Here is a 20456-nt window from a genome sequence, read left to right as displayed (position 1 = left end):
CCCGGCGTTTCCCGGACTGCAAAGTCATGAACAGTTGATCCGCCAAGACAGGAGACACAGAATTGCCCCAAGTACTAGTTGTCAGCAGGCATAGGCAATTCACGGCCCTTATCCATTGGGCCACCAACACGTTGCGCACCGTGCCGGCGGGCAACGTAGCGGTAGTGGATGGGACGTTGCCTGAGCTTGAAAACGACGTGGTGGACCTGGTCCGTGACAGTTACAGAGTGCTTGTCTACGGTGGCGTGCTCCATAGCTCCCGCGTCCTGCGTCTGATGGATCTGGGCGTACGGGGCTACGTACCTGAAACAGCCACGCTCCCCGTCCTGCTGACCGCGGTCAAGAGCATTGCCGCCGACGGAACACACTTGCCGTTTGATCCTGCTTCCGGCCGGAGCTACATCCCCCTCACCACTGCTGAGGAAATAGCAGCCGATGCCTATTTCCTCAATGACGAGGAACTGCCCCGGGTTGAGGTGGCGAAGCGGCTGGGCATTGCCGACTCGACCCTGCGTAACCAGCTGGCATCCGTCCGGCGAAAACTCGGAATCCCCCCGCAGGCCAGTCGCACGGCAGTGAGCCGCCGGTACCGGGCCACCGTGAGGCAAGCGGCGCCGTCGAGGTAATCGGTTGTAGCCCAGCCCACCCTAAAGGGAGGGGCCGGAACTCAGCTGAAGGCGCTCACTGGACGGCCTGCCGCCTGCCTGATTCGCCACGTAGCGTCTGCCGAGCGAGCCAAGGGACCATCCTGAGTCTTCCCACACCTGGGCCTCCAGTATGTTCCGCCCATCGATGATCTTCCGCGATCCCGTTTGCGCGGAAAGACCCTCCGGTGTCAGGGCTTTGAACTCGTCCCACTCGGTGAGGATCAGGATGAGGTCGGCATTCTTTACTGCTTCCTCGGTGGATGCCACGTACGTATGTTGCGGGGACCGCCGGGAGGCATTGGCGTTTCCTGCCGGGTCATAGATCCATACTTCCGCGCCTTCGTCGAACAGCCTATTGGCGATGTCCAGGGCCGGCGAATCACGGACATCGTCGCTGTTGGGCTTGAACGCAACGCCCAGAATGGCGATCCTGCTTTGCGAAAGCGAACCAAGCATCTCACGGGCCAAGTCCACTGCGCGCTCCCGACGCCTCAGATTGATACCGTCCATCTCATCGAGGAACCGCATACTGCGATCCACGCCAAGTTCAGCTGCGCGTGCCTGAAGGGCGCGAATATCCTTGGGCAGGCACCCACCGCCGAAGCCGATGCCTGCGTTCAAGAAGCGGCGCCCAATCCGCGCATCCAAGCCGATGGCGTCCGCCAGAGTACGGATATCTCCCCCAATAACCTCGGTTACCTCGGAGAAGGCATTGATGAAAGAGATCTTTGTAGCGAGGAAAGCATTTGCAGCGACCTTGACCAGTTCAGCGGTCTCAAAGTCGGTGCTGATCAGAGGCACGCCACTTTCAAGGGCCGTCGCATACACCTCCCGCAGCACCACCTCGTCCTCGGGCGATTCCACACCAATAACCAGGCGGTCCGGCGTCAAGGTGTCCACGACGGCGAAGCCCTCCCTCAGGAACTCAGGGTTCCAGGCAAGATTCACTGCGACGCCGGGGCGCTTGTTGTCACGAACAAGCGTTTTGAGACGCCTCGTGGTTCCCACCGGGACCGTTGACTTGCCTACAATGAGGGCATCTTTGGTGATGTTCCGGGCGAGCGAAATAGTGGCGGCGTCCACAAAGGACATGTCAGCGGCACCTTCACCAGCCCGCTGGGGAGTTCCCACACCGATGAAGTGCACATCACCCCAGGCTCCCACTTCCTGGTACGACGTGGTGAAGCGAAGGCGTCCGCTCTTCACATGCTTCCTCAGAAGTTCGGGCAGGCCGGGCTCGTGGAACGGCAACAGCCCTTCTGAAAGCGACGCGACCCTCGCGGGGTCTATATCGAGTCCAAGAACCTCAAAGCCGAGTTCAGCCATACAGGCGGCGTGGGTAGCACCTAAGTAACCGGTGCCTATGACGGTAATACGCATGAGTCCTCGCTTTTCGGAGTGACAAAAATGATCAAAACTGTGAAGGCCCTCAAGGCCGAAAGCGTCCAACTACTTCTGGATGCGGGCACGAATCTCCCGTACTTCCCTCAGGGTTTGGACACCTTCGGTCACACTCCGCCAGAGTCGGCGGAGCCTGAAAGAGGTTTGCTGCCAGTGGTTCATGTCGCGAAGTTCCAGGTCATGCCAACTGATCGATTCCCGTGAGGGAACCAGGGCTTGCCACAGCGCTGCCGGTTTCCTGGACCAGGGGATCTCCATGAGATGGAAGAGACGGAGCGTGGCAGACCTTTGCGCAGTCGTCCGAAGAACCCAATCAAAAGGCGGCTCACCAACATCGAATGCCCGGGTCTCCGGCACCATCGCAAACAAGGGCCCCAAGGGACCTATCGCCCCCAGTTCCAAGGCCCTGTCATAGTGCTCCTGTGGGGATGCCGTGATCTCCCCCATGCAGAATGAGACGTCATCATGGAGGACACCCCTGGCGGGACTTCGCAATGCATGCAGGAGCGTGACAAGAAGGGCGTCGTTGCGCGAAAGCGTCCACACCGGACGGCCGCCGAGCTCTATGCTTTGCCTGGCAGTCCAAAGACGATCAAACACCGCAGACTCGTCCTCGTAGAACCCCGGAAACCGCCAATGAACATCAATGTCGGTGGGCCAGCCCGGGTTGATGAGAGTGGTGGAGTGTTCGGGGAAAGCTTCGGAGACTTCATGGATCCTCGCCTCCCACCCCCTCTGTTCAAGTGCATTCAGCAGAGCCTTCAAATCCGAGCGCTGGAGGAGGACGTCCAGGTCAAGCGATGGCCTGACGGGACGGGCGCCTACTAAGGTCGCCGCTGGACCCTTGATGAGCAGCACCCGGATGTTGCACTCGGCCGCAATATGGGAAACCAGCGCAGCGGACAGCAGAATCGACTCATTGATCCTGAGGACTTCTCCCGCTGGAGCTGCCTGGGCCGGCGGCCTCATGGCCGCCAGCAGGAGATGGACCGGAGCCACAAGCTAGTCCCTAAGTCCGTTCCGGTTCTCCCTGAACCAGGCGTACGTGGACTCGATTCCGTCCTTCAAGGAAATGCGGGCGGTCCAGCCCAGCGACTCCAACTTTTCCACGTCCATGAGCTTGCGGGGCGTGCCATCGGGTTTCGTCGTGTCCCACGCAAGTGCGCCCTGATAGCCGACGGTGGCGGCAACCAGGCTGGCGAGCTCTTTGATAGTCATGTCTGACCCAACGCCAACATTCACGTGTTGGGGACCGTCGTAGTTTTCCAGGAGATGCAAGCAAGCGTCAGCCAAATCGTCCACGTGAAGAAACTCGCGGCGAGGTGCACCCGTCCCCCAGTTGGTTACCGACTTATCGTCCCGGGCCCGGGCCTCATCCAGGCGGCGGATCAGGGCCGGCAAAACGTGGGATCCATTGGCCGAAAAGTTATCCCCGGGCCCATACAGGTTGGTAGGCATGGCTGAAATCCAAGGCAACCCGTACTGCTGACGGACAGCTTGAACCTGCTTGATTCCCGCGATTTTGGCGATTGCGTATGCCTCGTTGGTCTCCTCCAACGGCCCTGTGAGGAGGTACTCCTCCTTGAGGGGCTGGGGCGCCAGCTTGGGGTAGATGCAGGATGAACCCAAGAACAGCAGCCGTTCCACCCCGTGTTCCTGCGCTGCATCCATCACGTTTACTTGGATCCGGGTATTTTCGCTGAGGAAATCCACCGGGTACGCCTTGTTCGCCAGAATGCCGCCAACCTTGGCCGCAGCCAGTGCCACGTACCGGGGCCTTTCCTTTTCGAAGAACGCGAATACAGCCGGGCGGTCCTTGAGGTCCAGTTCCTTGGACGTTCGCCCAATCATGTTCGTGAAGCCCTCTGCCGCGAGTTTCCGCCACAGCGCGGATCCCACCAAGCCTCCGTGCCCTGCGACGTAGAAGGGCGACGATCGGTCAAGCCGTCCCGCCGTGAAGGCTGTCATCGAGCAAGAGCCTTCCAGGTTTGCAGATCAACAGTATCGATCCAGGGGTTTCCCCCATGCTGCAAGGCCTCCATGTCGGCGTCCACCATGAGACGAGCCAGCTCAGGTGTCTTGATGGTCGGTTCCCAGTCCAGCTTTTCCTTGGCCTTCGAATAGTCGCCAATGAGTGCTTCAACCTCTGTAGGGCGAAGGTAACGCTCATCAAAACGCACGTAGTCTTCCCAGTTCAAACCGGCATGTTCAAACGCGTTCTCAAGAAAGTCCTTGACGGTAAAGCCCTCGCTTGTGGCAAGGACATAGTCATCAGCCTCATCCACCTGAAGCATGCGCCACATGCCCTCGACGTACTCTGCGGCATAACCCCAGTCGCGGACAGCCTGCAGGTTACCCATGTACAGCTCTGACTGTTTTCCAGCCTTTATGGCCGCGACAGCACGCGTGATTTTGCGAGTCACGAACGTCTCGCCACGGCGGGGGGATTCGTGGTTGAAAAGGATGCCGTTGACGGCAAACATGCCGTAGGCCTCCCGATAGTTCTTGGTCATCCAGTAGCTGTAAACCTTGGCCGCACCGTAGGGAGAACGGGGATAGAAGGGAGTAGCCTCATCCTGCGGCGGCGGGGTAGCGCCGAACATCTCAGACGAGGACGCTTGGTAAAAGCGGGTTTCGATTCCAGCCATGCGCACAGCTTCCAGAAGCCGGGTTGTGCCAATTCCCGTCGTATTGCCCGTGTGCTCCGGCTCGTCGAAGGAAACCCTGACGTGGGACTGGGCCCCCAGGTTATAGACCTCGTCGGGACGGATGTCAGCCAGCAGCGTGACCAGCCGCGCGCCGTCGGAAAGGTCGCCATAATGAAGGAAGAGGCGTGCTTTGCTGTTATGCGGGTCCACGTACAAGTGGTCGATGCGGGACGTGTTAAAGGTCGAAGAGCGGCGGATCAGGCCGTGCACCTCATAGCCTTTGGAGAGCAAGAGTTCGGCAAGATAGGAGCCGTCCTGCCCTGTGATTCCTGTGATTAGCGCTTTCTTGGCCAAGGTTTTTCCTTCTCTTCGTACAGATAAATGAGGCAAATGCTGTCTCAGCGCGATCGCTGACGGGACGCCAGGTCGTTCAACCACTCGACGTAGCTGTCCACGGCCACCTCTTCGGTAAGCACCCTGTCGCTGTACTGCCGACCGGCAGCTCCGAAGTCCTTGGCAGAGTCAGGGTCCTCGCGGAGCCGCTCAATGGCGGCCACCAGATCCCCTGGCGATCCGGACTCAGCCCGGATTCCGGCGCCGGCTGCGGAAAGCTCGTGTGCTGTTGCGCTGCCGGCCTCCGTGGCAGCGATAATCGGAAGCCCTGTCACGAAGTAACTTGTGAGCTTGCTGGGCACGGACATCTCCCTTACGCCCGGACGCTCGTTGACGAGCAGCACATCCGCCGACCTGAGCGCCTCCGAGTAGTCCCGGTCCGGAAGCGGCTCCAAGAACTGCAGCCTGTCAATGCCAGCACCCTTGGATTCGAGGATGCGCCGCTGATTGCCATTGCCCAGTAGGACAAAACGAACATCGCTTCCGCTGCGCCCTGCTAGCCGCGCAGTATCAATCAGGTTTTCCAACCCCTGTTTGACCCCCATGTTGCCCGCATGCAGCGCCACAAAGTCAGTCGCCGCCCAGCCGAGGCGTTCGCGGGCCTTGGATCTGTCAAACGAATGCTGGTGCCGAACGTGAGTCCAATTTCTAATCACGCGGACACGGTGTGCAGGGACGCCCAGATCATTGGTGACATGTGCGCGAAAACGTTCGTGAATCACACTGACTCCGTCCGCGGCATTGAGTATCGCGGATTCAAGGCGCTTCATAACTGAAGCCAGCGGAGAACCAGCATCGCCCGTTTCCTCTATGCCTTTGCTGTAGAGGTCCTGGACCCAGATCCCCACCGGTATGCGGAAGAGGCGCGCTCGAAGAATTGCGAACGCCGCCGAGAAAAGGGCAGGACTGACTACGAGGACCACATCGGGGCGGTCCCAGCGTTCAAGCATGGTGCGGAGCCCAAAGGTGAGTTCCATGATGAGACGGCCAAGACCATTGGGCCGCTGGGGGACGGTGGACCGTAGCCGTTTGACGGCGACGTCCCCCAAAGACTCCTCCATGGAAAGGCCGGTGTAGCCGTCGGCAATCTTCCATTCGGGATAGTGGGGATATCCGGTCAGAACTTTGACAGAGACCCCACGCCGCGCCAGTCCTTGCGAGAGTTTGGTGGTGTAGGGAGCATTTCCGCTGGGTTCCGGGGCGTAGTTCAGGCCCACGATCAGCGCTTTCATGAGCCTCCACCGATCCGGCGGAAGCTCATGGCCCTGGCACGCCTCCGGCGCGCCGAATGTCTGGACGTCACAGGGGCGCCAGAGGAAAACGACCAAGCAGCAACGGCCCGAAAAGAGTGACCGCATGGCCCAGGACGATGCCCGCAATCAAGGCGATTCGTCGCCCTCGTCCAGCAACACCGGGATGGGGGTCACCCGGGATTTCCCGTCCAAGGGGAACAGCCAGGCTTTGAGCCCCAGGCTGGAGTTCAAGGGCATGGGTGTGGCCTGTCATTGATGGGGAACATGCCAGCGCCGTCGTCGTGGTGTCCATTTCGCCTCAGCATTCTGTCAATCGGATACGAGTCGATTTTGGTGGGAGGATCACACCCCCTAGAGCCGAAAGGACCCACTTCCTCAGTGGTGAAGCCCTGCAGGGCTGAACCGGCTCCCCCACCATTCCGCTTCCTCCGTGGAGGTCCACACGGTATTGCGTATGGCAACCGAAAACGTCTGCGTGGAGAGGCCGGAAAGTAGCAACGCCGTCGCCGGTTTTGCCTGATACGCAGGTGGCCTTGGCCTCCATACGTAATAGCCGCAGACCTCCACTGAGGACCCGAAAATCACCAATGGCGCAACCGGACGCCGGAGGCACCTGATTCCGCCGCTGGTTGTCTGATAGGGGTTGCCTGGCCGCTGACAGCACCACTGAGAAAGCGGGTTTGAGTGGGCCTAGGGGGTGCGGGCCTCCAACCAGAATCGGGTGGTATCCGGAAGACAGAATGCTGAGGACAAATGGACACCACGACGACGGTGCTGGCATGTTCAGTACTAACGGCAGGTCACGCCCATGCGCTGGGGCTCCGCCGAGGATGAGCCGGTTGGATCTCGCCGGGTTCACCGGCGCCGGCTACGACAAGGGCCGCGGACTACTCTGGCAAGCGGCCTGGTTCGCAGTTCAAAATCTGGTCTTCAACACCTGGTGGTGCCCGTCGTCATTGCGCGTGCGCATACTCAGGGCATTCGGCGCTTCCATCGGCCACGGCGTGAAAGTCCGCCACGGAGTTACTATCCATTGGCCGTGGAAGCTGACCGTCGGGGACAACGTTTGGATCGGAGTCGATGCTTGGATTCTCAATCTTGAGCCAGTCACCATAGGTTCCGATTGCTGCATCTCACAAGGCGTCTTCATCTGCACCGGCAGCCACTCTTTCGACTCCCCTACTTTTGAGTTCGACAACGCTCCAATTGTGGTTGGTGACGGTAGCTGGATAGGTGCGCGGGCCACAGTGCTGCGCGGCGTGAACGTCGGTGCCTCTTGCCTGGTGGGAGCTGGCACTTTGGTAGTGAAGGACCTACCGGACGGCACGCGGCTGCTGGCACCGATAGGTACCACATTGCCTGGACGTCTGCGCAAGGCGGACGGAACACCGCTTTGAGCACGCTGATCATCTGGATAGGACTCTGTCTGGTCTTCAGCGTCGTATTTGTTCGTCGCATGCATTTCGTTTTGGCCGCCGTCATCGCGGTACGGCTCCTGGTTCCTGGCGTGGTTCAGAACGACGTTATGCCCGGGCTGCATCCGTCCACATACCTGTTCCTGTGCTTTGTCCTTGTCCAGGTGGTATTCGCTCCCACCATCTTCGGACGAGTGATCCGTTCCGCAGGCGTTTGGCCGCAGGCCATTATTGGTGGCATGGCCGCAGTCATGATGACCGACGTCGGAAACCCCGGCAGCGCAGGACTGCTGGATACGGCGATGTTTGTCCTTGGTATCGTGTGGGCGCCCTATTACATCTTCGTGTTTATGCGATATTCCATCCGCTCCCTGCCTGGGGCAGGAAAAGCCTTCCTGGTGGCGTTTACGCTCCTGGCACTCACGGAAGCAGTGTTATCGCAGATCCAGGTGGCTACAGGTCGGCCCCTGGTTTGGGAAAGTGAATTCTCGAAGATCTGGCTGACTGGCACAGTTTCAGAGCTTGGTGCAGCAATCGGCACCTTTGGACACGGCATCCAAGTTGGTGTCTTCTTTGCGGCGGTCATGCCGCTTCTTGCCCTGATCAAGTCGATGTTCCTGCGCTTCACGCTGGCGGCCGTCCTCCTCGTGACTGTGCCTCTTGCCTACGGCCGCATGGGCCTCATTCTCACCGTTGTTGGGTTCGTCTTCCTCGTGATCATCGGAGGACAGAAAGTCCTTCGAAGCATTCTCCTGGCCGCTGTTGTCCTCGGAGCACTTTTGATCAGCATTCAAGGCGAAGCCGGTGAGAAGCTCCTGCGAAAGTTCGAAGACGACAACGGCTCGGCCGCGCTGAGAGTGGCTGCTTTCGACTGGTTTTGGGAGCACACTTCCGAGTTCTTCTCCGGTGGCTATCCGGGAAGTCGGGATCTCAAGGGCGTGGGCACCTTGGGTTCCAGCCTTGAGAACGGCTATTTCATTATGGCTCTCATGTTCGGCATTCTTGCCGTCGTTGCCTTCTTCATCTTCATGCTTTGCCTCCTCTTCGGTCAGATCGACATCAAGGACAGGGCAAGCTGGCCAGGCACCGCGGCCGCAGCCTTGATCATTGTGGCGATCAACGGCTACAGCTCCATTGGCGCGAACTCCATAGACATTCATCTCTTCTGGTTTGTTCTCGCCATGGCGAGCTACCGCCGCACCCGCACACCTCGGACGAAGAAAGACCCTTACCAGGTCTCATCCAGTCAGTTTCCGGTTCCGAACGGTTCGCCGGTGTTTCCTGCAGGGCGGTTAGCCACTTAATGACAGCTCGAATGCTCCGCAGAAATAGTACGGACCCTGCTCAAGAGGAAAGCCATGGAAGCCGTATTTTCTATTCCGTAGCCGGCTCGGCAATTACCCCCCTGATGTCCCTTGCCACTGCCCCAATTCTGGCCCAATGTCTTGGTGTGACCGGCAGAGGGGAGCTTGCCGCGGGAATGGCCCCCATGCTGTTCGCTGTGGCTGTTGGAGCACTCGGCGTGCCGGAGGCACTGACGTTTTATGTTGCACGGCGGGCAAGGGGCGCCCGCAGGGCAGTACGGCGGGCGTTTGGCATATTGACCATTCTTGGTGCCATAGCAGGGGCCTTCGTGGCATTGAGTGCCCCGGTCCTCGCTGATGGTAACGCCGAGGTCGAGCAGCTCATTATGGTGACCGCGTTTTTGACCATCCCCACATTCTGGGCGTCCATTCCCAACAGTGTCCTTGCCGGTACGCACGCTTGGAAGAAATCCGCTCTGATGGATTTCGCCCTATCGATACTCCGGCTGGTTCTCTTGTCCGCGCTGGCCATCTCGGGTCACTTGGTCCCCCTGACTGCAACGGTGGTCATGCTTGGACTTCCGTTGATTAAGGGTCTCCTGACTCTGCCGTACCTCATCGAATACCGGCGGGGAACCACGAACGTCACCGCAAAAAGAGTCCGTCTGTTCAACTACGGGAGTCGGCTATGGGTCGGTTCACTGGCGGGCATCGTGCTGCTGCGGCTCGACCAATTGTTGATGATTCCACTGGCAGGCCCAGTGCAGTTGGGGCTCTATGCCGTTGCTGTCAGTTTGGGCGAGGTCCCAGCTGCACTGGCCGGGGCCGTGCGCAACGTCGTCTTTTCCTCGGACGCGGGAAGGTCCCACGATCGAGAGGATATGCGCCGTCTTCAACAGACCGCGCGTCTGACGTCGGCGGCGGCCGGCTTGGCGAGTATCGGGATTGGTGTGCTCCTGCCGTGGGCAATTCCGATGTTTTTCGGAGCATCTTTTGGTAGCGCGATTGCTGTCACCTGGGTGATCCTCGCGGGGGTCACCCTAGGGACACCTGGCTCGGTAGCCGGCGCTGGGTTGAGTGCCCGCGGACGCCCGGGCCTCCGGAGCTGGGGAATGGTAATCGGAGCTATCGCCAACACGGCAGTTCTCTTCATGACGGTACCCACCCTGGGTGCCATGGGAGCAGCCCTGTCCACCCTGGTGGGAAACATCGTTGCCGGGACCATGAATATCGTCTGGCTGCGCACACACTTCGGGATGGGCCTTCGAGGCTTCTACGGGCTTAGATCCCAGGACATTCAGCTCGTCCTGAAAACGCTGGCAAGAACAACAGGAAAGAAGAAAGTAGATGCCTTTTCAAACTAGTCCGGGGCGCCATCTCGCCTTGGACAGTGCTCTGCCCAGAGTGCCTCGGATGGTGTACAAATCAGCGCTGATTTCCGGCCTGCGGATCCGGAACCGCTTCTCCAGGCGCGTCGTTACGGGAACTGCGGGAGTTGCCGTGAGCATGACTTCGTACGGTGGCCGATTGGGAATCGTCGCCCATGCGCTGGAGTCCATCGCGGCCGGTTCGGTTCTTCCGGCCCGTATGATCCTGTGGGTCGACGAACCTGATTTCACCGTGGCAGCGTACCCCATGCTCCGGCGTCTGGAGCGCCGCGGACTCGAAATCCTCCGTTGCGAGGACCTCGGGCCGCACAAGAAGTACTTCCCGTACTGTCGGGAATTCGCTGATCATGGCCTTTTGCTCGCCATTGCCGATGACGACGTCATGTACCCGCAGCGTTGGCTTGAGGGACTCATGGGCGCCGCGGGTCAGAAACAGATCCCCGGCTATCGGGCACACAGAATCATCACCGATCCGAGTTCCACCCGTGTCACGCCCTACAACACCTGGGAACCGGCACCGGTAGATTCAGTCAGCCACGCGAACTTCTTAACCGGCGTGGGGGGAATGCTCTTGCCTCCCCGGTTTCAGAAGGTACTGCGGGAGGCCGGCACCTCCTTCCTTGAGGTTGCCCCTCGCGCGGACGACATCTGGCTGAATGCGCTGGCGATTCGCAACGGCTATCGTCGCCGGGTAGTCGACGCTGCCGGGCAACACCTCACCATCTACCCCAGGTCACAGCAGCAGGGCCTTCATAACGAGAACGTGAGCGAAGGCAAGAACGATACACAATTGGCTGCGGTCTTTAGTCCTGCGGACATCACCTGCGTCGCCTCCGACACCGCCGCCAACTACATCACCAACACGCCATGACGGTACCCACTCCTCATACATCCGCGGGCTCCATGCAAACGATGCTGGTGCACCCCTTCGGGAACGAGAACGTTCGTCAGACCCTGACCGCGCTGAGCGAACACCGCCAACTGTCCGCCTTTGTCACCTCAATCGGCTGGACAGATTCGGAGGCATTGTCTTGGCTCCCGCCCGCGAGGTCACTGGTTAAACGCCGGCTTTTTCCCATGATCGAAGACCATCAGCTGCACGTCACGCCGGCCAGTGAACTCGTCCGCAATCTTCTCTTGCGAACCCGCCCGGCAGCATTGAGGCGGCTTGGCTCAGCATCCGGTCCGCTGTCCGCGCACTGGGTCGCCGAGCAGGTAGAGACTAAGGCGATCAAGTCCCTCGGCCGACTGAATCAGCCGACCGCCATCTACGGATACTCAACCTTCGCTTCAAGAGTGTTCAAGGTGGCCAGAGAACGCGGCATGGAAACCGTTCTGGAAGTTCCACACGTTCACTGGGCGGCCACCAGGCGCTGGGCCCAACAGCTCGAAAGTCTCGCCCCGGAATGGGCAATCACGGCGCGCCAGGACTTAACCCGAAGCAAGGTCCATGCCATGGAAGACCTCGAGCTCGCGTTGGCAACGCGGCTGATCTCACCGTCGGCCCAAGTTACTGAGAGCCTTCGCGCAGCTGGCGTGGATAGCCAAATAGCAGAGATTCCCTACGGCTGTCCCGACGTCCAGCCGGGGCAGGCACCCCTGACATGGGACGGTGCAGGCCCGCTAAAGGTGTTGTTCGTGGGGCGCATCGTGGGCATGAAGGGGATTGCTGATGTGGTGTCCACGGCCAAAGCTCTCTCTTCCGCCGTGCGCGTTACTGCCATTGGCCAACTGCCTGGCGAGACTTTCCCCGCACTTGAGGACATGCTCGGGACGGTGGATTACCGCGGCACGATGCCGAGGAGCGAAATTCTCCTGGAAATGCGCAAGCACCACGTGCTGTTGCTACCGAGCCTCGTTGAAGGCCGGTCTCTCGCGGCCCTGGAAGGACTGAGCCAGGGCCTGCCCGCGATAGTCACGCTCGGAAGCGGCGTCGACGACCTCGTGGCTCAAGGTGCCGGTGCAATCGTGGATCGCTTTGCGCCCGAACAGATTGTTGCCGAACTCCAACATTTCCTGGATGACCCTGGGCTGGTTGAACAGCGGAGCGCCAAAGCGTTGGACATCGCCAGAGCCTCGGGGTGGGGCCCATTCCGTGAGGGGATTGCGCAGTTCCTGCAAGAAATTGGAAGTGGTGTTCGTGGCCAATAGTTCTCATCCCGAAGAACGACCGTTGAGGATCGTCCTGGTCGCTCACGTCTTCTACCCGAGCGTCGGCGGAGTGGAAATTACATCGGACATTCTTGCGCGTGGATTCATGAGGCACGGTGCTGAAGTAACAGTCATCACCAACACACCTGAGACCGACAAGACCCGCTCATTTCCGTACAAAGTTTTCAGGCGACCCTCCCCACTTCGCCTGTTGGCGCTGGTGAACAGGGCCGACGTCGTTTTTCATAACAACCCGGCCATCTCACTTTGGTGGCCTCTTGCGCTGATCCGCAAGCCATGGATGGTCACCCTCAGGATGTGGGTGACCATGCCCGGGCAGAAACTTTCCCGATTCCAGCGGACCAAGTATGCCGCTAAGTACCGGATAATCCAGCGGGCGGATGTCATCGTGGCCAACAGCCAGGCGCTGGCGGATCATGTTGACGGCGATGTTGAAGTCATTCCGAACAGCTATCGAGATGAATTCTTCTCAGTTCTCGATGGCGAGGAACGTGCCCCCTTGGGGATCGTCTATCTGGGCCGTCTCAGCGAGGACAAGGGTGTCGACCTCCTGATCCAGGCAGCAGCGAATCTCGTAGGAGAAATAGACGGCTTCACACTGACCATCGTGGGCGATGGCACCCACCGTGAACGCCTTGAGGACCTCGCCGAGAAGAGCGGTTTGAGCAACGCTGTGACATTCGTGGGCTCCCAAGGCCCGGAAGAGGCCAACCTGATCCTGAACCGGAATTCCATCGTGGTGATACCGAGCCGGATGCCGGAGCCGTTCGGAACCGTGGCCCTGGAGGCGGCCGCCGCGGGATGCGTAGTGGTCTATGCAGATCATGGCGGGCTTCCTGACGCGGCGGGCGCGCAGGCAGTGGGCTTTACACCCCTCGATGCGACGTCGTTGCACGGCCACCTTCGTGCACTGCTCAGCAGTCCTGATGACGTTGCCGCGCGGCGACGGGAAGCCTTAGCCCATGCCCATAAGCACAAAGAGAACGTCATGGTGGACCGCTACTACGCGGCCATCGAACGCACGCTAAGGGAGGCCGGTCGTGGCAGGAATCGGTAGGAATTCACTGAGAATCGTCCAGGTAGTAACCCTCGTCAGTCCGGACGGGGCCTACGGCGGGCCCGTCCGGGTTGCGCAGAACCAGTCCACAGAACTTGCAAAGCTAGGACACCAAGTTCAGATATTCGCTGGTGCACGCGGGGACGTGGACCCGTCGTACTTTGGCCCAAGCGTGCGTACCCGACTTTTCAGGGCCCTCCGCGTCATCCCGGGTACCGGTTTCGCCGGGCTCTGCGCTCCAGCCATGCTGCCTTCTCTATGGCGGGCGCTCAAGGACGCAGATGTTGTCCACCTGCACCTTGCCCGCGACCTGGTGATGCTTCCAGCCGCCCTTCTTTGCCTGATCCGAGGCACACCCTTCGTGGTCCAAACGCACGGGATGATCGACGAGTCCGAGAAGAAGCTGGCCAAGATCCTGGACGGGCTGCTGACCCTTCGAGTGCTGCGCGCCAGCCAACGGTGCTTTTGGCTGACGCCCGAAGAACAGACATCCCTCGAAGTTCTTTTGGGCGTTGGTAACGGAACTCTCGAACGGCTCGTCAACGGAGTGCCTCTAGCCGACGTCTCAGTGGATAAGGGTCGCCGTGGATAAGAAGAGCAGATCCTTCGAAATTCTCTACCTGGCCCGGCTGCACAGCAGAAAACGGCCCACTGTCCTTGTAGAAGCGGCGGCCATGCTGGCCAACACCATCGACAAGCCCATAGAGGTGGCATTCGTGGGGCCGGACGAAGGCGAAGAGTCCAAGGTGCGTCAGCAGATTCGGGCAAAAGGTGCCTTGGATTGGATCCGGGTTGAAGGCCCGCTGGAGCCCGGCAGCACTCTCAACCGGATGCGAAGAGCATCTGTGTACGTGTTGCCTTCAATCAATGAGCCGTTCCCCATGAGCGTCCTTGAAGCCATGTCCGTGGGCGTCCCGGTCATCGTGACCGACAGTTGCGGGCTTGCCCCGTTCATTGAGGAGTCGGGAGCCGGACTCGTCTGCGACTCAAGTGTCGAGGGCCTGTCCGCTTCTTTACGTCGATTTATCGACGAACCCGGCCTTAGAGCCTCCTCGTCGGCGGCCGCCCTCCACCTGGCGAGGGAACGGTTCTCCATGGAGGTGGTCTCCCATCAGCTCGAGGACGTCTACCAAAGCCTGTCCGGCTACACCGCGAAGCGCCTGAACTCCGCCAAGGAGCATGTGCTCGGGGAACCAGGGGCTCCCCATAGATACTGATAAAGCCGACGACGGCTACGGAGAGCCAACCGGGCGGGAACACGGAGCCGCCTTAGTTCAGCCGCCGGCACACCCCCGGGCCTCGCAGACAGGTGCAATGAAGTGAATCAGTTCTGGCACAGGGCGAAAGCTGTGGCCGAAGTCCCGGATGACGGCGAAGAGCGCTTGGTGGTCTTGAATCTGGAACGTGGCTCCCCTCTCGTCCTTCTAGGGTCTGCGGCCGCGATCTGGGAACTCATTGATGGAACACGTACTGAAAACGACATTCTCAAAGAGTTGACCAGCACCTACGCAGGAGCACACGAATCTTCCATGGCAGAGCACGTCAGGAACTTCCTTGCAGCACTTTCCTTCCATGGCCTTGCCGAGGGCAGTGACAATCCCATCTGCGACCCTCCGCGGTAATGACAGGCGATATCCAGGTACGGAGCCTCGCCGCCTTCGAGGCTCTCAGTACTCCGTGACAGTACCGAGACTGACACTACAAGTCTTGGAATAGTACGCACCTGGCATGCATGGAGAGGACCACACAATTGCTGCAGGACGATAAACCTCAAGGGATGTCAGGTAATGACCTCCTTTCCGTAGTCCGCTCACATTGGCTCGGGATCCTGTTCATCACAGTGTTGATGGTGGGAGGATCCCTGGGGTGGTACGCCCTCCAGCCCAAGGTCTACTCCGCTGAATCAAGTGGCATAGTGGTGGCCGCGGGGGCCGAAAACCTCGGCATGTCCCTCGCGGGAGACAGCCTCGCCAAATCCAAAGCCAAGGGTTATCAGTCAGTGGGCGAATCCATCCTGGTAGCTGAAAGCGTCATTAAGTCTTTGGGCTTGAAGGAATCGGCCCCGGACATCACGCGATCAATCAGCGTGAGTGTCCCCCTCGACTCGGTGGAAATCCGGGTCAGTGCACGGTCATCCGATCCACAAACCGCCCAAAATGTGGCTGATGCGTGGGTGACTGCCTTGGCTGCGCAGGTCTACGAATTGGACAAGGGAAATGCGAGCCCCGGCACCGAGCCTGTCACTAAGATTGTCCCGTTGGCCAAGGCGAGCCTGCCATCGGCTCCCGTTTCCCCGCTTCTGACGGCAACCCTTGGAATTGGACTGGCCGCCGGATTACTCATTGGCCTTGGCTATGCCCTCGCACGAAACCACCTGGACCGCAGGATTCGCGGTGCCAGCGAGATTGAACGCCTCTTCGGCCTGGCGGTGGTCGGCACTCTGCCTCTGGACAAACGGCTGAGCGAAAAGTCGAGCGTCCTTGAAAGTACTACGGGAACCCACAGGGTCCCCGGCGGCCATGCCATGGCTGAAGCGTTGAGGGAACTGCGCACCAATCTGGACTTCATTGATGTGGACAACCCTCCCCGAATCCTCCTGATCACCAGCTCCCTCCCTTCCGAAGGCAAGAGCACAGTGACCAGTAATCTGGCTGCGACCATCGCCGCCGCTGGCAGGGACGTCATTGTTGTGGATGCAGACCTACGCCGACCCACAGTTCATCAGGTTTTCGGGGTCTTGCCGGATGTTGGTGTGACGGACGTCCTCTCAGGCCGGGCTTCCATCGATGACGTACTTCAGGAATGGGGTCCCAATCCCCACCTTCGAATCCTCACCGCGGGTCGCATACCCCCAAATCCGTCTGAGCTCCTTGGTTCACGGGCCATGGAACACCTGCTCAAGGATCTTTCGCAGCGAGCCATGGTCCTCATTGACGCTCCGCCATTGCTTCCTGTCACGGACGCAGCTGTACTCTCCCGCGTCGCAGACGGCACGCTTGTGGTTGCAAGGGCGCGCAAGACCACCCGGGACACCCTGTACCGGGCGCTCGGTAACCTCACGCGTGTTCGCGGACGCGTTCTGGGTGTGATTCTCAACTGCGTTGCCACCAAGGGGCCCGGAGATCTCAATTATGGCTATTACGGTGCATATGGGAGCGCCGAAGACCCTCAGGACCACCAACCCCCGGTGCCAGGTAACGCCGCGACATCGGCTTCGCGCAGGACTCTGGACACTTACGCAGTGAATCCCGTGCCCGACAGTCGTGAGGCTTCAACATTCCTGGACTCCGTCAGCAAATGGCGTGCTCCCCAGGACGGCTCCAGAGGCCGGCGTTCGGCCCCTCCCAGCTAGTTGTACTGCCTCGAGGGGTCGGTTGAGGCCGCGTGAGGACACGACGTGAGATTTCTCTGTCGTGAACCAAGGCCGTCAGGTTCGGGGCGGATCTGATGTTGAATCTCCGGACCGCCAGGAGGCGTCCGTGTCGCACACGCGGCCAGAACGGGGCACACCGGCAATGCCGACCCGATCACCTCTGCACATCACTAAGAAGCCCTCTCCAAGCCGGGGAAGGCTTTCGCCTATTTAGCATGACGACATGGCAAGGAGAACACGATGGAATCGACGATTGGCAGACGAGCACTTATCGCTAGTGGAGGGTTTGCGTTGGCGGCCGGGGCAGCTTTTGCCGGCGCGGCGCCAGCCGTAGCGGCGACGGCTGTGACGAAGAGCGCCAGGCGGATTTATTACGCATCGGACTTCGGGATCTTGCCCAAAGCCACCATGCCGTCCACAACCGATTCGGACGGGCGGAAATACAGTGCTGGCAAGCAGGGCCTACCAAATGTCCAGGCGGTGGGCGCTCCGGGGACGGCGGCGACAGACCAGTCTGAGGAGATCAATGCTTTTCTCCAACAGATCGCGAACGTCGGTGGCGGCATTGCTGTCTTTGAAGGCAACGCGAACCAGCTCATCGGCTATGGCGTAAAGAAGCCCATCGTCATGCTGAGTGAGGTGGCAATTTGGGGGCTGGGATGGAACAAGACCACTTTCATGTTGTTAGACGATGCGAATTGTTCAGTCTTCGTCAATAAACCGATGAGCAATCTTCACGATGTCCGCGATTTGAGGATCAACGGAAACCGCTGGGGCCAGAGTTTCACAGACGGTTTGAGCTATACGGGTGCTGGAGCCCTGTTGACCGGTAGACATCCTGCAAACCCCGACAACTGGCAGTTCAATTCGCACGGGATACTCATGGTCCCTGACTACACCAACCCTTCTGCCTCCATGTATGGCGACACTTACTCCAACTTTGAGAATATTTTCGTGTTGAATACCTACGGCAGCGCGGCGATGACGAACAAGATTGGCGGTGAGATTCGTTTTCGCAAGATCGTTTCCATGCAGGCCGGGGGAAACGGATTCACCGCCGGTCACGACACGTCCCTCAGCGACATCACCGTGGCCAACTCCGAATATCACGGGTTTATGCAACAAAGCGGATCGACAAAATTCTCAAATACTAAAGCCTTTTGGTGCGGCCAGGTGCTTGAGAGGTGGCAAGTCGGTGGGGGTGGCGTAAAAATGCGGCGAGCCGCGGCCGGCTACAAAATTGTGAATGGTATCTGCGAGTTTTCATCGGCCGAAGCGCAGAATTGCGGGGCTGAAGGATTCCTCCTAGACGGCGCCGAGAGTGTCAACGGGCAGATCGCTGCGTTGGCCAACAACATGCTGGCCGACGCGAGTGCGGCGTCGAACGGAGACGGGTGGGGGGCCATTCCCGACAACTATGCCAACGACTCTGTCTGGAAAGGCCAATCCTCCGAGCCGAAGCCAACGCCCGAAGACCATCCGGGTGTGAAATTGAAGGGAAGGTCCAAGTACAACAATCTCTCCATAACTTCGAGGACCGCGGGGCCGCAGGCAGGGGGGCTCGGCCAACAGGGCTACGCCCTTGAGATCGACTACGCCAATGGCTCGGTCGAGAACAACATCTCCGTGACTCATTCCGACGGGTACAACGGACAGCGCGTCAAAGGAATATTGACACCCGCTACGCCGCAGGGAGCGATTTCGAGCAACTGGATTCTTGCCAATGGCAAACCGTTGAGCGAGGCTCCGCGCTAGATGCCACGTCCACACTGAGAATGCCGTGGATCGCTGGTCAGTGAGAGCTGGAGCCTGATTCATGAGCTGGTGGAGCCGACTGCTTAGTAGGCACCGTCTTTGGCAAAGACTGCTCTAACGGTTCGCAGGAGATAGATCATGTCTTGAAACATCGACCAGTTCTCCACGTAGTAGAGGTCCAAGCGAATTGAATCATCCCAGGAGAGATCGCTGCGCCCGCTGACCTGCCATGGGCCGGTGAGACCGGGTTTGACCAAGAGTCGGCGGTGGGCAAACTCGTCGTAGGTTTCCACTTCCACTGGAAGTGGCGGACGGGGACCCACCAAACTCATGTCGCCCATGAGCACGTTGAAGAGTTGGGGTAGCTCGTCAATGGAATACCGACGGATGAACCGGCCTATCTTTGTAACGCGAGGATCATCCTTCATCTTGAAGAGGACGGCATTGCCCTCATTCCGTTCGGTCAGCCGGGGCAATTGCTTCTCGGCATCGATCACCATGGATCGAAACTTCAGCATGCTGAACACTTCACCGGAACGGCCGATGCGGGTCTGACGGAACATTGCGGGGCCAGGGCTGTCGATCCTGACCAAAAGTGCAACGACGCACATAGGGATGGCCAGGATAGTGAGCAGGACCAAGGAAGCACAGAAATCGAATCCGCGTTTTGCGAGCGCTTTCAGGCCCTCCAAGTTGGGCGTGGTCACGTGGATCAGCGGCAACCCGGCCAAGGGCTGCATGTGAATGCGCGGGCCTGCGACGTCGGTCAGTGCTGGTGCCATAAACATGCCAATGTCACGGGCGGTCAAAGACCAACCCAGTTGCCGCAGTGTGGGCGGATCGACGTCTGCGCCGGATATGGCCACGGAGTCCGCGGCCGCGGCTTCCACCGCTGCCAATATTCCGTCCAGGTCTTTGCCCTTCCCAATGACGGGCAGCTCAAGGCCCGCCGGCCAAGGCCCGCTAGCATCAGAGGTGGTCAGATACGCCGCGACGGGCTGGTAACCCGCCGCTGGATGAGCGCGGAGTTGGCGAACAAGGTGGGCTGCACTCGGGGCCCCTCCAATAACAAGTACACGACGAAGATGCTGGCCGGACTTCCGCCGGAGGATGAGGTCCTTCCGCAAGGCCCACCGGCCAATGAGCAGGCTGACCATGCCCAACGGCAAGGCCACTGCGACGTAGCCTCTGGCTGTATCGAGCTGGAACACGTAGGAGAAGAGGGCTAATCCTCCGAACAGCCATAGTGAAGCTGTGGTCACCCGCCGGTATTCCTCAGTGCCGAAGCCCTGAATTCGAGGTTCCCTGGTCCCCAGAACGCCCAAGGCTGTCCACCAGAGGACGTCGAGGACCACACTCACCAGAGGGTATGGCGTCTGAACCGACCCTATGCCCAGTGAGGGGCGCTCAAGACCGAAGCGAAGTAGCTCGGCAATCGCTACAGCCCATGTGATGCACAGGAAATCAACCAGCAAGACCTTTACCCGGCCGTCATGCTCAAGCATGTCATTTACCTGGCGTGGGCTGCTCGCACTTTGGGCGGGTTTATTCATCAATGTCAACACCAAAAATCCCGTGTGGCTAGCTGTTGGTTCCGGAAGGAGTGAGGAAGGCGGAGTTACTCCGCCTGTCTGATTATGGAAGGGCCCG

The 20456-nt window shown here is 59.7% G+C and carries 18 protein-coding genes; 12 read left to right on the top strand and 6 right to left on the bottom strand.

Annotated features, from left to right (window positions below):
• The first annotated feature begins 62 nt into the window (after window positions 1-62).
• The gene (locus ACIQH5_RS06160) at window positions 63-626 is read left to right on the top strand and encodes a hypothetical protein (RefSeq protein ID WP_400401224.1); all 564 of its coding nucleotides are present in this window, start codon (window positions 63-65) and stop codon (window positions 624-626) included.
• A gap of 21 nt (window positions 627-647) precedes the next feature.
• Here the strand turns inward: ACIQH5_RS06160 and ACIQH5_RS06155 are convergent, their stop codons facing one another.
• From ACIQH5_RS06155 to ACIQH5_RS06135, 5 genes are all read right to left on the bottom strand, one after another.
• Window positions 648-2027, bottom strand: coding sequence for a UDP-glucose dehydrogenase family protein (locus ACIQH5_RS06155; RefSeq protein ID WP_400401222.1), 1380 nt, complete (start codon window positions 2025-2027; stop codon window positions 648-650).
• Window positions 2028-2096: 69 nt separating this feature from the next.
• On the bottom strand, window positions 2097-3047 hold the full coding sequence (locus ACIQH5_RS06150) for a nucleotidyltransferase family protein (RefSeq protein ID WP_400401221.1): 951 nt from the start codon (window positions 3045-3047) through the stop codon (window positions 2097-2099).
• Between the two features lie 3 nt (window positions 3048-3050).
• Window positions 3051-4016, bottom strand: a complete 966-nt coding sequence (locus ACIQH5_RS06145) for a GDP-L-fucose synthase family protein (protein ID WP_400401219.1) — start codon at window positions 4014-4016, stop codon at window positions 3051-3053.
• A complete protein-coding gene (gmd, locus tag ACIQH5_RS06140; RefSeq protein ID WP_400401217.1) occupies window positions 4013-5050 on the bottom strand; it encodes a GDP-mannose 4,6-dehydratase in 1038 nt (345 codons plus the stop codon). Before gmd ends, ACIQH5_RS06145 begins: the two co-directional genes overlap by 4 nt.
• A 44-nt stretch (window positions 5051-5094) precedes the next feature.
• Window positions 5095-6321 carry a glycosyltransferase family 4 protein gene (locus ACIQH5_RS06135; RefSeq protein WP_400401215.1) on the bottom strand — a complete coding sequence of 409 codons (1227 nt, stop codon included), beginning with the start codon at window positions 6319-6321 and terminating at the stop codon, window positions 5095-5097.
• A gap of 851 nt (window positions 6322-7172) precedes the next feature.
• Here ACIQH5_RS06135 and ACIQH5_RS06130 point away from each other — a divergent pair.
• From ACIQH5_RS06130 to ACIQH5_RS06080, 11 genes are all read left to right on the top strand, one after another.
• A complete protein-coding gene (locus ACIQH5_RS06130; RefSeq protein WP_400401213.1) occupies window positions 7173-7739 on the top strand; it encodes a DapH/DapD/GlmU-related protein in 567 nt (188 codons plus the stop codon).
• A complete protein-coding gene (locus ACIQH5_RS06125; RefSeq protein WP_400401211.1) occupies window positions 7736-9061 on the top strand; it encodes a hypothetical protein in 1326 nt (441 codons plus the stop codon). Before ACIQH5_RS06130 ends, ACIQH5_RS06125 begins: the two co-directional genes overlap by 4 nt.
• Window positions 9061-10425, top strand: coding sequence for a lipopolysaccharide biosynthesis protein (locus tag ACIQH5_RS06120; RefSeq protein WP_400401209.1), 1365 nt, complete (start codon window positions 9061-9063; stop codon window positions 10423-10425). The genes ACIQH5_RS06125 and ACIQH5_RS06120 overlap by 1 nt, the downstream gene beginning before the upstream one ends.
• Window positions 10426-10474: 49 nt before the next feature.
• Window positions 10475-11320, top strand: coding sequence for a hypothetical protein (locus ACIQH5_RS06115; RefSeq protein ID WP_400401207.1), 846 nt, complete (start codon window positions 10475-10477; stop codon window positions 11318-11320).
• Complete coding sequence (locus tag ACIQH5_RS06110) at window positions 11317-12600, top strand: glycosyltransferase family 4 protein (protein ID WP_400401205.1); 1284 nt, start codon at window positions 11317-11319, stop codon at window positions 12598-12600. The genes ACIQH5_RS06115 and ACIQH5_RS06110 overlap by 4 nt, the downstream gene beginning before the upstream one ends.
• Complete coding sequence (locus ACIQH5_RS06105; protein ID WP_400401203.1) at window positions 12590-13678, top strand: glycosyltransferase family 4 protein; 1089 nt, start codon at window positions 12590-12592, stop codon at window positions 13676-13678. The genes ACIQH5_RS06110 and ACIQH5_RS06105 overlap by 11 nt, the downstream gene beginning before the upstream one ends.
• Window positions 13662-14270 carry a glycosyltransferase gene (locus ACIQH5_RS06100; RefSeq protein ID WP_400401201.1) on the top strand — a complete coding sequence of 203 codons (609 nt, stop codon included), beginning with the start codon at window positions 13662-13664 and terminating at the stop codon, window positions 14268-14270. The genes ACIQH5_RS06105 and ACIQH5_RS06100 overlap by 17 nt, the downstream gene beginning before the upstream one ends.
• Window positions 14263-14895 (top strand): glycosyltransferase, encoded by a 633-nt coding sequence (locus ACIQH5_RS06095; RefSeq protein WP_400401199.1) that lies wholly within the window; start codon window positions 14263-14265, stop codon window positions 14893-14895. The genes ACIQH5_RS06100 and ACIQH5_RS06095 overlap by 8 nt, the downstream gene beginning before the upstream one ends.
• Window positions 14896-14997: 102 nt before the next feature.
• Window positions 14998-15300 carry a PqqD family protein gene (locus ACIQH5_RS06090; protein WP_400401197.1) on the top strand — a complete coding sequence of 101 codons (303 nt, stop codon included), beginning with the start codon at window positions 14998-15000 and terminating at the stop codon, window positions 15298-15300.
• A gap of 155 nt (window positions 15301-15455) precedes the next feature.
• Window positions 15456-17030: a polysaccharide biosynthesis tyrosine autokinase gene (locus ACIQH5_RS06085; protein ID WP_400401195.1), complete on the top strand. Its 1575-nt coding sequence runs from the start codon at window positions 15456-15458 to the stop codon at window positions 17028-17030.
• Between the two features lie 261 nt (window positions 17031-17291).
• Window positions 17292-18806, top strand: a complete 1515-nt coding sequence (locus tag ACIQH5_RS06080) for a hypothetical protein (RefSeq protein ID WP_400401193.1) — start codon at window positions 17292-17294, stop codon at window positions 18804-18806.
• An 83-nt stretch (window positions 18807-18889) separates the two neighbouring features.
• Here ACIQH5_RS06080 and ACIQH5_RS06075 read toward each other — a convergent pair whose 3' ends face one another.
• Window positions 18890-20311 carry a sugar transferase gene (locus ACIQH5_RS06075; protein WP_400401191.1) on the bottom strand — a complete coding sequence of 474 codons (1422 nt, stop codon included), beginning with the start codon at window positions 20309-20311 and terminating at the stop codon, window positions 18890-18892.
• Window positions 20312-20456 lie beyond the last annotated feature (145 nt).

This window comes from Paenarthrobacter sp. NPDC091711 (assembly GCF_044756605.1).
Taxonomy (GTDB): Bacteria; Actinomycetota; Actinomycetes; order Actinomycetales; family Micrococcaceae; genus Arthrobacter.
The sequence above is the reverse complement of the archived record's forward strand: the minus strand, read 5'-3'. Positions and strand labels throughout refer to the sequence as shown.